Genomic DNA, 13460 nt, shown 5'->3' on the forward strand with positions numbered 1-13460 from the left:
TTTACTAATTACAAAAACTTGCTAGTTAGACCATGGAGCCTGTAACCGCTTTCCCGCTATAATGTGCGTAGGCATACGAAATCGGACAATCCGGGAGGAAGCTATTCCATGAAATCGAATGAGGACTTTATACTTGCCGCACCAGACCAGGCGGTTCATATTTATCTGGACCCGAAGGGGACAGATTATAACGGACTGCGCCGGGTGGCGGAGTCTTTCGGCGCGGATATCGAGCTGGTGAGCGGTATAGCACCTGTGATTCTGACACGAAAAGAACAGCTCTCAGAAACCGTCGTCATCGCCGGACCCATAGGCGGAAATGAGCTGATCGACAGGCTGATTACAGAAGGCGCCCTCGACGTCACGTCGATTCAAGGCAAGCGGGAATGCTACCGGCTGCAGCTGGTTGAGGCTCCAATGCCTGGCGTGGGCCGGGCGCTTGTCATTGCGGGCAGCGATAAACGCGGGACAATCTATGGCATTTACTCCATATCTGAGCTGATTGGGGTCAGCCCGTGGGTGTATTTTGCCGATGTGATTCCGGAGCAGAACACCACACTGTCCATTCCAGTAAGCAGACTGAATCGCAGCTCCAGAGAACCCTCCGTTAAATACAGGGGGTTCTTCCTGAATGATGACTGGCCGTCGCTCGGCTCCTGGGTCACGCATGCTTTTGGCGATTTCAATGAGGATTTCTACGACAAAGTGTTCGAGCTGGTCCTGAGACTGAAGGGGAACTTTCTGTGGCCGGCGATGTGGAGTGCAGAATTCAGTCTGAATGGTACAAGCAGTCCGATTGCTAACGCGGTTCATGCCGATGAATACGGCATTGTTATGGGAACGTCGCATCATGAGCCGTTGTTCCGGGCCGGCAGCGAATGGCAGAAAGTGTATGCGCAGTACGGGACAAGCAATCTGTGGGATTTCGCCCGCAACCCGCAGGCGATTACCGCCTTCTGGGAAGACGGAATTAAGCGCAACCGACACTATGATAATCTGGTTACACTCGGCATGCGCGGAGAGAGTGACTCTGCCCTCGAAGGCTCAGACCAGGAGAATATTGAGCTGCTGAAGCAGATTATCCTTACCCAGAAGGCCCTGCTGAAGAAATACAATCTGGAGCATATGCCGCAGGTTCTGGCTGTGTACAAGGAGGTCGAGAAGTATTGGTACGGTACGGCGGAAGCAGAAGGGCTGAAGGATTGGGAGGTGCTGCAGGATGTGACGATTCTGCTCTCGGATGACAATTTCGGCAATCTCCGCAAAATCCCGGAAAAACATGAGCAGCAGCGGGAGGCCGGCTGGGGAATTTACTACCATTTTGACTACCACGGAGGCCCGCATTCCTACGAGTGGGTGAATGTGACTCCGCTGGAGAAGGTCTGGGAGCAGATGACCATGGCGTTCGATTACGGCATCCGCGATATTTGGGTGGTAAATGCCGGCGACTTGAAGCCGATGGAGCTGCCGCTATCCTACTTCATGGATTTAGCCTATGACTTTGAAGCCTGGGGAACCGGAGCGATTAACCAGACAGAGGAGTACACCCGGCGTTGGGTGGAGCAACAGTTTGGATCAGACCTTACACCTGGGACGGTTGACGAAATTGCGCAGGTGTTAGCGGATTACACCCGGATGAACGGGCGGCGCAAGCCGGAAATTATCAGAGCGGGCACCTTCAGCCTGCTGCATCATCAAGAGGCGCAAAGAGTGCTGGAACAAGCGCTCAGCCCGGAGCAGGCGGCGGCCAGGTATGAGTCTGAGCTCCCAGCGGCGCTCAAGGATGCCTATTACCAGCTGGTCTATTATCCGGCAGTGGCCTCGGCGAATGTGGTCAAGATGCAAATCTACGCCGGACTGAACAGGCTGCATGCCGGACGCGGCAGTGTACTTGCCAATACCTATGCCGATCTGGTACTGGAGTCTATTGAGCGGGATAAGCAGCTGGAGCAGCACTACAATACCGGCATCTCGGACGGCAAATGGCAGGGCATGATGAGCTCCCCGCATGTCGGCTATGTGAACTGGAACGCGGACGGCTGGAGTTATCCGGAGGTCAGCAGAGTGACCCCTGCCAAGGAAGCCATCATGATTGTTGGTGTAGAGGGAACGGAGCAGGGTTACACAGCAGGGACAGCGGGTCTCACTCCGTTTACGAATCTTCAGCAGGAGACTTATGAGATTACGGTCAGCAGCGGCGGAGCCGGGTTCGGATATAAGGCAGTCAGAAGTGCGGAATGGATCAGGCTGGACCGGACCCAAGGCTGGGTGGATACTGGAGCGGCGATCCGGGTTTCAGTAGATTGGGAGAAGGTGCAGGGGGCGGCTTCAGGCCATATTACCCTTTCAGGTGCCGGTACAATCGTAACCGTTCAAGTAGAAGTGGTGTGGACTGACATTACTAATGTGCCGCCGATGACCTTCATCGAGACGCAAAATACCGTTTCTATCGAAGCGGAGCATACTCTAAACCGCGTGGCGAAATCCGGAGCCGAGTGGAAGACTATTAACAACTACGGACGGACCTTGTCTTCGGTCAAAATGTTCCCCGCCGGCAGCTCCTTTGATCAGCCGGAGGAAGCGCCTTGTCTGGAGTACCGGCTGCTCGTCCATCAGGACGGGGAATACAGCCTGACCGCCTATATTGCGCCGACTAACCAGTTGTCTCCAGTCCGCGGCCTGAAGTATGCCGCCGGATTCGACGGAGAACCGCCGGTCACCGCAGATGCGCTGCCTCCGGGTTATGAAGGCGGCAACCATGACAATGAGCCGTGGTGCCGTGCGGTGATGGACAATATTCATACGCAGGTTACCCGTCATGTTCTGGCCAAGGGGCAGCATACGCTGCGCTTTTACGGACTGGATGCCGGACTTGTCCTGCAGAAGCTGGTATTGTCTGTCGGACCGCTGCCCTATTCCTATCTGGGGCCGGTGGAGAGCTATCATAGCTGACTTCCAGCGGGTTGCCGGGACCGCCCATCACTCCACGTTACTCCGCGTTGCTGCGGAACTGATTCGGAGTAATCCCCTTATACTTTTTGAACACCTGATAGAAATATTTCGTATCATTATACCCGGACTGCAGAGCGATGTCCTCGATCCGCATTCCGGGATCTTTGAATAGCAGACATGCATGCTCTATGCGTATCTTATGCAGGTAATCGGTGAAGCTGATTTTGAGCTGCTGCTTGAACAGCAGGCTTAAATAGCCGGGTGTAATATAGATTTCCCGGGCGACAATCTCGCGGTTGATATCCTTCATGTAATTTTGCCCGATATAGAGCTTGGCTGCTTCCAGCAATTTGTTGCTGTTCTTCTTGGAGGTCAAATGCTCACTGACCAGAAGGGCAGTCTCAAGCAGAGACTGAAAAATGTGATCCAGACTGGAGCGGGACAGAACCTGGATCAGCTCGGTCAGGTTTTGTCCGAACACCTTGTTCACGTTGACGTTATTCTCAATGCATAATTTATACAGCGCGAAGAACAGGGCGAAGCTCGACTTGATCACCTGGTCCCTGGATACCGTTTCGGGCTGCAGGGCCACGTTGAACAGGGTAAGCTTCCCGGCAATTTCTTCAGGGGAGCCGTTCCGGACAGCCTTAAGCACCTCCTGCTCCTCATGCAAAGGGTAGGAGGATTGGGAGGCTTCATCATCAAATTCCCCGCTGAACTCCACGATTTTGCCGGTGCCTGTGTAGTTTCTCGTATTCAGCGCCTGGGATGCCTCCAGAAAAGAACGCCGTAAATGCTGAAGATTCTTATCTATACTTCCGATTCCGGCAGAGACCGTGAACCGGAGATAACTCAGGATATTATCCTGAATGATCCGGATATATCCGCTTAATTCCTCATGATCCAGCAGCTCATCCGTATTAAGGATCAGGACAATATCATCCTGATGTTCAAAGGCGATACATACTATTGTCTCCGGAAGGGATTCCTCGCAAATATTCTTCAGTCCGTATTTCAGCAGCTCCGTATCCTCATGCAGATATTTCTGGTGCAGCTGCCGGAAATTATCAATCCGCAGCAGAATCACGCTATACAGCAGATAAGGAAATATTAGATTGTTCATCTTCAGGTTGGCCAGCAGCTGCGGATATGCAGGACTCTCGGTGAGAACCAGCTGGCTTAAGGTCTTCTCCTTCAGCAGGGGGAGACTCTCCCGGAAGCCCTGCCGCAGATGCTCCAGCGATTTGATCTCCAGCTTCTCCGATTGAATCTGCTCGGTGATGTCCAGTATTGTATTAAGAATCTCCTGTCTCCGGCTTGGTTTCAGCAGATAGTTGCTGGCTCCGACTCTAATGGCTTGTTGGGCATAGGCGAAATCATCATACCCGCTCATAATCACCGATTTGATATGGGGATACTTCCCGGAGACAATGGAGATTAACTCCAGACCGTCCATCTGCGGCATCCGGATATCCGTCAGCATAATGTCGACAGGGTGGATACTCAGAATATCCAGCGCTTCCTGGCCGTCTCTGGCCTCGGCAACAATAGTAATTCCGTGCGCCTGCCAGTCGATTAAGGTCCTGATCCCGACACGGGCCCGTTCTTCATCGTCCACGATAATCATATTAAACAAGTGATAATCCCTCCGGTCCTCTGCGCTTCTTGTTATATTCTTAAAATATAAGAATTTATATGCTTTGCATGATAACTTATCCTTCTATTTTTGGAGAAACGGATGCCGCCTCTTTCAGAGGACGGCGAAGCCGTTTCTTCTTATATTCAGCCTAAATATCATTCAGGATAGCCGGAATTACGATCTCCACCCGTGTACCCTCTCCCGGGACGCTGGTGTAATGCAGTGTGAAATCCCCTTTATAGAAATGCTTCAGTCTGGCTTGTACATTCTGCACTGCATAACCTCCGGTATCCCGGGCCGTATAGATATCCGATTCATCCGGCAGGGTGAGAATCTTCTGCAGGGTCTCGCTGCTCATGCCGCCCCCGTTATCTTCAATCACGAACATCAGTTGATCTCCGGTCCGTTGTCCGCTGATACTCACACAGCCGCCGCCGCGTTTACGTTCAATCCCATGAATCAGCGCGTTCTCAATAAAAGGCTGCAGGCTGAGCTTCAGAATGACATAGGGGTGCAGCTCATCAGGGATATCAATCACGAAATCCAGAGAGTCTTTAAATCTCATTTTCTGCAGGGACAGATATAGCTCGATAAGCTCCTTCTCTTTGGCTACGCTGGTGAAGCTCTTGCCCTGGTTAAGACTTAATCTGAACAATCTGGAGAGGTTGATCACCATCTCACTGATCTTGTCCTGGCCCGCAGCTTCGGCTTCCCAGAAAATCGTATCCAGCATGTTGTACAGAAAATGGGGGTTGATCTGGGACTGCAGCGCCTTGAGCTCCGCTTCCTGCTCTTTAAGCTTGAGCAGATAAGCATCGTCCACCAGCGCCTTAATATTGGCGACCATGTTGTTGTACCCCCGGCTTAACTGGCCGATCTCATCCCAATATTTAATGTTAACCTTCTCTTCGAACTGACCGTTCTGGAAGCGGCGCATCGACAGCAGAAGGGTCTTGATCGGTGCAGTCAGGAATGAGGAGAAAAACATCAGCAGGGGTATACTAAGGAGCAAACTGGCCAGAATCATGATCAGCACAGCCGACTTAATCGAGTTAAGCTCCTCGGTCAACGAACTGAGCGGCACACTGTACAGTGTAATCCAGCCATTGGCATTGATATTATAGTTCAGCAGCGTATCTCCGCCTTGCAGGTTCACGATGGTATAACCGGACAGAATACCGGCTTCAGCCCGCTTCATCACGAAGTCTACTGCCTTCTTGTCATACGTTTCTTTACCTGCGGCCAGGAGCTGCTTACCGCTCTCATTCAGAATTAGAATACCGTGGTCCTGATCATAGAGATCCGTCAGATAGGTTCTGCGGATCGTCTCCAGATTAATGCCGACAAATACAAATCCGATTCTGTTTCCGTTTACAATATCGCGGATAATCCGGGTCATGCCGAGCTTGTCATTGCGGTTGCTCTGAATGAAGACATTATTCTCTTCCGTCAGCGGGAACCAGTAGGAGGCGCCGTTCAGGGCAACGGATTCCTTATAAATATTGTGCGGAGTGATCTTGTCCAGGCTGTAGGCCCCGCTGCTGTCATCGGTGGCAACCTGAAACATGGGTGCAGACAGGCTGCCGTACAGCGCCAGATAATCGAAATTACCGGTTACCAGCATCTGGTTCATCATGGACGCGGTTGGTCCGTTATAGAACTGATCCTCGATCTCGACAGAGTCGGGGGTATTGCTTCTTAACGTCTCCTGTACAACGGAAGCCAGGCTGAATACCGTAACCCAGTCGGCAATCGTCTTCTGCATCCTGGAGAGATTGCTGTCAATCTGCTTAAGCACGCTCTGATTGGAGTTGCTTACTTTGTTAATGATCTGTTTTTTTGAGATGGTATACGAATATCCGCCTATAGCAAAAGTTACTGCGGTGATCAGAAGGAAGATAAGAATCGTTATCTTATATCGCAGATTCATATTTAGATAGAAACGCAGCACGTGATCACTAACCTTTTTGTTTTTTATCTTATGCGTATTGCTGCATTTAAACAAGGGTGCCGGAAGAGGAGTCGACAATTTTAAACTTTACTCTCTTTTTCTCTACTGACCCCGGATCAGGTTCTCTGTTACGATGTGGTCACAACAAAGAAGGCGAGCACAATCAACAACAACTAGGGGGAGATTAAATGGTTATGAATACAAAAGCTACACGGAATCTACTGCTGATTACAGCGCTGGCAGCTGTCTCGGTACTCAGTGCATGCGGAGGCAACGATCAGAATGAGAGTGCAGGCAGTACAAACGGCAACGCAGCCGATCCCGCCGCTGAACAAGTCACACTGCGCGTGTTCTCCAACCTTCCGGACCGTAAATCGGGCCAGGGCCTGGCCGAGCAAATGGTGATCGACAACTATACCAAAGAGAACCCTAATGTGAAAATTGAACTCGAAACGCTGGCCGAAGAGCCTTTTAAGAACAAATTGAAAGCCTATATGGCCTCAAATGAAGCGCTGGACATCACTATGGTGCACGGGGGAGCGGAGCTTAATACACTGGTTCAGGCTGGTTATGTGAAAGAGTTGGACCCGGCCGGGTACGAAGGGGAGACCTACAACTTCCTCCCGGGCGTATACAAGTCATTCACTTTCAATGATAAATTGTACGGATTGCCCCGGAACAGCGACTATGAGGTCATCTACTATAACCAAAAAATATTTGCAGACAATGGCGTAAATGTACCCGCTACCTACGCGGAGCTGCTGGATGCAGCCAAACAATTCCGCGATAAAGGCATTGAGCCAATGTCGGTGAACGGTAAAGACCTGTGGAGCTTCGCGGCATTCTTCCAGGACCTGGTCATCCGGGTGAGCGGAGATCAGAGTCTGATGCTGGATGCGGTGGAGCAGAAGAAGAACTTCACAACCGATGAGAGCTTCATCACGGCGGCCAAGCTGCTGGGTGAGGCAAGAGATGCCAAGCTGTTCCAGGAATCATTCATGACCGCAGACTACGGCGCATCCCAGAATTTATTCACTCAGGGAAAAGCGGCAATGTGGTACATGGGCTCCTGGGAAGCGGGAATGGCTACGAATGAAAGTCTGTCCGAAGACTTCCGCAATAATGTGGCTGTGCTGAAATTCCCGGTAGTGGATGGCGGCAAAGGCAAGGATACAGACCTTCTGGCCTGGAACGGCGGCGGCTATTCACTGATCAGCAGCTCGAAGCATCCGGAAGAAGCCAAGAAATTCTTCGATTATTTAATGAAAGCAGATCAATGGGCCAAAACCGTCTGGGATACCGGCGCGGCTGTTCCTGCCCAGAAGTATGAGCTGACCGGCACGGAGAGCGGACTGCAGAAACAGCTGACAGATGTTCTTACCGGAGCAACCACTACTGCAGGTTCACTGGGTCTTGATTACGGAACTCCGAAGTTCAAAGATGACGGCCAGAATGCGTTCGGCAAGTTCTTCGCCGGCGGATCGACACCTGAAGAGCTGCTCGCAGACCTGCAGAAAGCAGCGGAATCCCAATAACAAATATAGAGAGTGAAAGGGGACGGGGCAGGAATCTTCTTGCCCTTCTCCAATCTTAAGGATGGAGTGAGACTTCCATGCAAAAAGTATTCAACAATAAAATGGCCATCTTCCTGTTCGTCTTTCCGGGAATTCTCTTATTCTCCCTTACCTTTCTGGTCCCGATTGTACTCAGCGGATATTATTCGTTCCGGGATACCCTGGCACCAGGCACACCATCTGCATTCATAGGGTTCGCTAACTATACGGAGCTGCTGTTTCACGATACCCGTTTCTGGCTGGCGCTGAGAAATGCCGTCCTGCTGGGTCTGGGCTTCATCTTCATTCAGCATCCGATTGCCATCTTCTTTGCCATTATGCTGGACCGCCTGGGCGGGAAAGCGGAGAAGTGGTTCAGAACGATCTTTTTCATTCCATGCGTGATTTCAGTAGTGGTTATCTCCAAAATGTGGCTGTCGCTGCTCGACCCTACCTTCGGTGCATTCAACAAACTGCTGGATACACTGGGCCTTGGGTTCCTCAAGCATGCCTGGCTGGGGGATAGCAGTACGGCACTTGTTACGATGCTGTTCATTCTAATCTGGGCCGGATTCGGCTGGGGGCTGCTGTTCTATTATGCCGGCCTCAAAGGAATCCCGGATGAAATGTATGAAGCCGCTTCCCTCGATGGAGCTTCGGGCTTCAAGCTGCACCTGCGGATCACCGTTCCGCTGCTGTCACCGGTCATTACGGTGCAGATCACACTGGCTATGATTACCGCCTTGAAGCAGATGGAAACCGTGTTCCTGACCACCAACGGCGGTCCCGGCGATTCCACCCAATTCCTGGCTGTGTATCTCTATAACAAAGCATTCTCGGCCAGCCAATACGGCTATGCCAATGCCATTTCGATTCTCTTCATCGTCGTCTGTCTGCTGGCTACCTACCTCAGCAACAAACTTACCCGCAGTGATGCTACGGAATTCTAAGGAGGAAACACCATGACCAAAAGCACTAAAACCATACTATGGGTGTTCTTCCTTTTTGTCGCCCTGGTTCAACTGTTCCCGTTAATCTGGCTGTTGGATTTCTCATTCCTCAGCAGCAATGAATTCTACTCTTCAAGTATCCTGAAATGGCCAAGCGCACCGCAGTGGCAGAATTATATCAATGCCTGGGTAGACGGCAAATTCCTGCGCTATTTCATTAATAGTGCGTTCATTACTACGGTTACAATCCTATTAACGGTTGTGCTATCCTTGACGTTAGGGTATGCGTTTACACGGATGGACTGGAAGTTCCGTTCGGTATTCTTCACCATCATCCTGCTCGGGATTATGATTCCGATCCATGCCACCCTGCTGCCCAACTTCGCGATCTTCAAAGCGCTGGGCTTGACCGATTCCTATCTGGGGCTGATTCTACCCTACACTGCGGTGTCCGTGCCTATGGGGACGTTCATCCTGACCGGGTTCCTGCGGAGTATCCCCAAAGCGCTGGAAGAGTCGGCGATTGTGGACGGGGCGAATATTTACCGGATTGTGTTCCAGATCATCGCACCGCTTACCGCACCTGCTCTGGTAACAGTAGTCGTAACGACTTTCCTGAACTGCTGGAATGAGTTCATTATGGCTTCGACCTTCCTCAGCAAGGATGCACTGAAAACGCTGCCTTTCTCGGTCATGAATTTCGCCGGCCAGTATTCCTCTGATTATGGCTCACAGTTTGCCGTCATGGTGCTGACCTCCATCCCGGCGATTGTCATCTATGCGATCTTCAATGAGCAGATTACGAAGGGCGTTACTGCCGGTGCTGTAAAAGGTTAATATCACACTGCGTATGCTTCCGAAGCGAGTTTTGTACGAAGCAAATTAGGAAGGTTATGCTATCAAAACTTAAGCATATGCTTTCGAAGCGAGTTTTGTACGAAGCAATCACAGGGAAGTAGATGCTCACAAAACTTTTAGGAGGACAACAATGGATCACTTGCTATACGGTGTTGCTTATTACGACGAATACATGCCTTATGACCGTCTGGATGAAGACATCCGGATGATGCAGGAAGCGGGAATCAATACCGTCCGTATCGCGGAGTCCACCTGGAGCACCCATGAACCCCAGAACGGCGTATTTAATTTCAGCCCGGTGACAAGAGTGCTGGATGCGATGCATGCCGCCGGAATTCATGTCATTGTGGGCACGCCGACTTACGCCATTCCTGCGTGGATGGTCAAAGAGCATCCGGATGTGCTGGCTGTAACTGCCAAGGGGGAAGGCCGGTATGGCGCGCGTCAGATTATGGACATTACCCATCCCGTGTATCTGTTCTACGCCGAACGGATCATCCGCAAGCTGATGGCCGTGGTCCACAAGCATCCGGCAGTTATCGGTTATCAGATTGATAATGAAACGAAGCATTATGAGACCGCCGGAGCGAATGTCCAGCTTAAGTTCGTCAAATACATGAGAGAAACCTATGGAACCCTTGAGGCAATCAACCATCAGTTTGGCCTGGATTACTGGAGCAACCGGATCGACAGCTGGGAGGACTTCCCGTCGATGGTTGGCACGATTAACGGCAGTCTGGGTGCGGAATTTGCCAGGTTCCAGCGCGGGCTGGTGAATGAATTTCTGGCGTGGCAGATTGGAATTGTCGGGGAGTATAAGCAGCCGGGGCAGTTCACGACACATAATTTTGATTTTGAATGGAGAGGGCATTCGTTTGGGGTGCAGCCATCAGTGGATCACTTTGCCGCAGCCGCTCCGTTCGACATTGCCGGTGTAGATATCTATCATCCGTCGCAGGACAACCTTACCGGTACGGAGATTTCGTTCGGGGGAGATATGACCCGTTCGCTGAAGCAGGACAACTACTTTGTCCTTGAGACACAGGCGCAGGCTTTTCCTGAGTGGACGCCTTATCCAGGGCAGCTGCGTTTGCAAGCCTTCAGTCATATAGGCTCGGGTGCCTCCATGGTTGCCTACTGGCATTGGCATTCAATTCATAATTCGTTCGAGACCTACTGGAAAGGGCTGCTTAGTCACGACTTCCTGCCTAATCCGGTGTATAAGGAAGCCCGGACGATTGGTGCTGACTTCAAGCGGCTGAGTGATCGGCTGATTGGGCTCAAGAAGACCAGCAAAGTGGCTGTTATGGTCAGCAACGAAGCACTGTCGGCGATCGAGTGGTTCAAGCTGCCCGGCGGCGTGATTTATAACGATGTGGTCCGCTGGATGTATGACGAATTGTACAAGATGAATATCGCCTGCGATTTCATCCAGCCGTCCTGCACACGTTTGAGCGACTATGAGCTGATTGTCGTGCCTGCCCTGTATGCCGTATCTGACGAGGCGCTGCAGCGGCTGAATGAGTATGTGCGCAGTGGTGGTCATGCCGTCTATTCCTTCAAAAGCGGATTCACCGATGAGCAGGTGAAGGTGCGGCATACGGCGCAGCCGGGCGTAATTCATGAGGCCTGCGGAGTGGCTTACAGCCATTTTGCCACGCCTAATGCCTCTGCCGGACTTACCGGCAAGCTGTTCCCGGAGGGGACGGAAGCAGGCGTTCATACCGTCAAAACATGGATGGAAATGCTTGTTCCAGGCTCGGCCGAAGTGCTTGCCAGCTACGATCATCCGCAGTGGGGCGAATATGCGGCGGTTACCAGAAACTCCTTCGGTGACGGTACGGCCACCTATATCGGATGTATGACGGAGCCTGCCGCGCTGGCGATCATCCTGCGGGATACGCTCCAGGTTGCCGGATTGTGGGGGGAAGATCAGCAGCTGTCCTTCCCGTTAATCGTCAAATCCGGTGTGAACCGGCATGGCAGTACCATCCGCTACTACTACAATTATTCGGCGGAGTCCGTGACATTCCAGTATCCGCATGGCGCGGGGCAAGAGCTTCTATCCGGGAATCCCGTAGCGCATGCTGAGGAGCTGAAGCTGGAGGCTTGGGGCGTATTTATTATTAGTGAAGATTAATAAATTGCTTTAACTATGAGGAGTAAGTAACGATCCTCCCCATAGGGAGATAGGATGAGGAGGCAGCAATATGGACGTTAAAGATATAGTCTGGGTATCGAGTACGGAGAGTGAGCCTTGGGTGTCCCGAAGCGTGGAAAGTGCAGCAGCAGAGGGCGCGGCGGATCTGGCGTTCACCAGAGAAATCCATCAGAATATTGAAGGGTTCGGCGGCTGCTTCAACGAGCTTGGGTTCGAGGCGCTGAACCTGCTGGCTGCAGAAGACAGAAGCGCGGTGCTGCACTCGCTTTTCCATCCGGAAGGGGATCATAAATTCAGCATTTGCCGGCTGCCGATCGGGGCGAGTGACTATGCGCTTGAATGGTACAGCCTGAATGAAACCGACGGCGATTACGCCATGGAGCATTTCTCCATCGAACGGGACCGCAAGTACCTGATTCCGTACATCCGGGAGGCGCTGAAGCTGAATCCGGAGCTGAAATTATTCGCCTCGCCCTGGAGTCCGCCCACCTGGATGAAGTTCCCCCGGGCTTATAATTACGGCACGCTGCGCTGGGAGAAGGAGATTCTGGAGGCGTATGCTTTATACTTTGTGAAGTTTGTACAGGCGTATGCCGGGGAAGGCATCACCATCCATCAGGTTCATGTGCAGAACGAAGTGGTTGCGGATCAGAAATTCCCCTCCTGCGTATGGACGGGCGAGCAATTGCGTGAATTCATCCGTGACTATCTGGGACCGGCTTTTGAACAGCATGGACTGGATACGGAGATTTGGCTGGGTACGATTAATGCGCCGGAGCCCTGGGATGAATGGATGAAGCAGAAGGACAGCGGATTCGATGCTTATGCGCACACGGTGTTAAGCGATCCTGAAGCATACAAATATGTGCAAGGCGTTGGCTACCAGTGGGCGGGCAAATATGGCATTCAGCGTACGGTGCAGGCTTATCCTGAACTGCGCTATATGCAGACGGAGAATGAGTGCGGGGATGGGGAGAACACCTGGTTTTATGCCAAATATGTGTTTAACCTGTATCAGCATTACTTCACCAACGGCGTGAACGCCTATATCTACTGGAACATGGTGCTTCAGCCGAAAGGGCGCAGTACCTGGGGATGGGAGCAAAATTCCATGATTACTGTAGATCCGGATGAACCGAAGGCCGTGCATAATCCCGAGTTCTACGTCATGAAGCATTTCGCTCATTTCATTAGCCCCGGCTCCCGCAGAATCGGACTGAAGGGCAGATGGACAGGCAATGCACTGGCATTCGGGACGCCGGAAGGCAGACGGGTGCTGGTGATCGCGAATCCGTTCAAGGAAGCAAGAAAGATTCTTTTGGCTAACGATGAGACGCATTATAAGCTGATGCTGGATGCGGAATCTTTTAATACCATTATTCTGTAAAATAGACTA

At 51.7% G+C, this 13460-nt stretch carries 8 protein-coding genes; 6 read left to right on the forward strand and 2 right to left on the reverse strand.

Annotated elements, in window-relative coordinates; genetic code table 11:
* The first annotated feature begins 108 nt into the window (after positions 1-108).
* The gene (locus NSU14_RS07295; RefSeq protein ID WP_340943835.1) at positions 109-2952 is read left to right on the forward strand and encodes a glycosyl hydrolase 115 family protein; all 2844 of its coding nucleotides are present in this window, start codon (positions 109-111) and stop codon (positions 2950-2952) included.
* A gap of 37 nt (positions 2953-2989) precedes the next feature.
* Here the strand turns inward: NSU14_RS07295 and NSU14_RS07300 are convergent, their stop codons facing one another.
* Positions 2990-4579, reverse strand: a complete 1590-nt coding sequence (locus NSU14_RS07300; RefSeq protein WP_340948909.1) for a response regulator transcription factor — start codon at positions 4577-4579, stop codon at positions 2990-2992.
* A gap of 160 nt (positions 4580-4739) precedes the next feature.
* Entirely contained in the window at positions 4740-6521 is a 1782-nt protein-coding gene (locus NSU14_RS07305; RefSeq protein WP_340943838.1) for a sensor histidine kinase, read from the reverse strand.
* A gap of 209 nt (positions 6522-6730) precedes the next feature.
* Here NSU14_RS07305 and NSU14_RS07310 point away from each other — a divergent pair, with 209 nt between their 5' ends.
* From NSU14_RS07310 to NSU14_RS07330, 5 genes are all read left to right on the forward strand, one after another.
* A complete protein-coding gene (locus NSU14_RS07310; protein WP_340943839.1) occupies positions 6731-8077 on the forward strand; it encodes an ABC transporter substrate-binding protein in 1347 nt (448 codons plus the stop codon).
* Positions 8078-8154: 77 nt separating this feature from the next.
* Complete coding sequence (locus NSU14_RS07315) at positions 8155-9045, forward strand: carbohydrate ABC transporter permease (RefSeq protein WP_039306468.1); 891 nt, start codon at positions 8155-8157, stop codon at positions 9043-9045.
* A gap of 12 nt (positions 9046-9057) precedes the next feature.
* A complete protein-coding gene (locus NSU14_RS07320) occupies positions 9058-9882 on the forward strand; it encodes a carbohydrate ABC transporter permease (RefSeq protein ID WP_042138900.1) in 825 nt (274 codons plus the stop codon).
* A gap of 151 nt (positions 9883-10033) precedes the next feature.
* Positions 10034-12043 carry a beta-galactosidase gene (locus NSU14_RS07325; protein WP_340943841.1) on the forward strand — a complete coding sequence of 670 codons (2010 nt, stop codon included), beginning with the start codon at positions 10034-10036 and terminating at the stop codon, positions 12041-12043.
* 70 nt (positions 12044-12113) lie between these two features.
* Positions 12114-13451, forward strand: a complete 1338-nt coding sequence (locus NSU14_RS07330; RefSeq protein WP_340943845.1) for a glycoside hydrolase family 30 protein — start codon at positions 12114-12116, stop codon at positions 13449-13451.
* The last annotated feature ends 9 nt before the right edge of the window (positions 13452-13460 follow it).

It is taken from the genome of Paenibacillus sp. FSL R10-2771, from assembly GCF_038000205.1.
Taxonomy (GTDB): Bacteria; Bacillota; Bacilli; order Paenibacillales; family Paenibacillaceae; genus Paenibacillus_AQ; species Paenibacillus_AQ phytohabitans.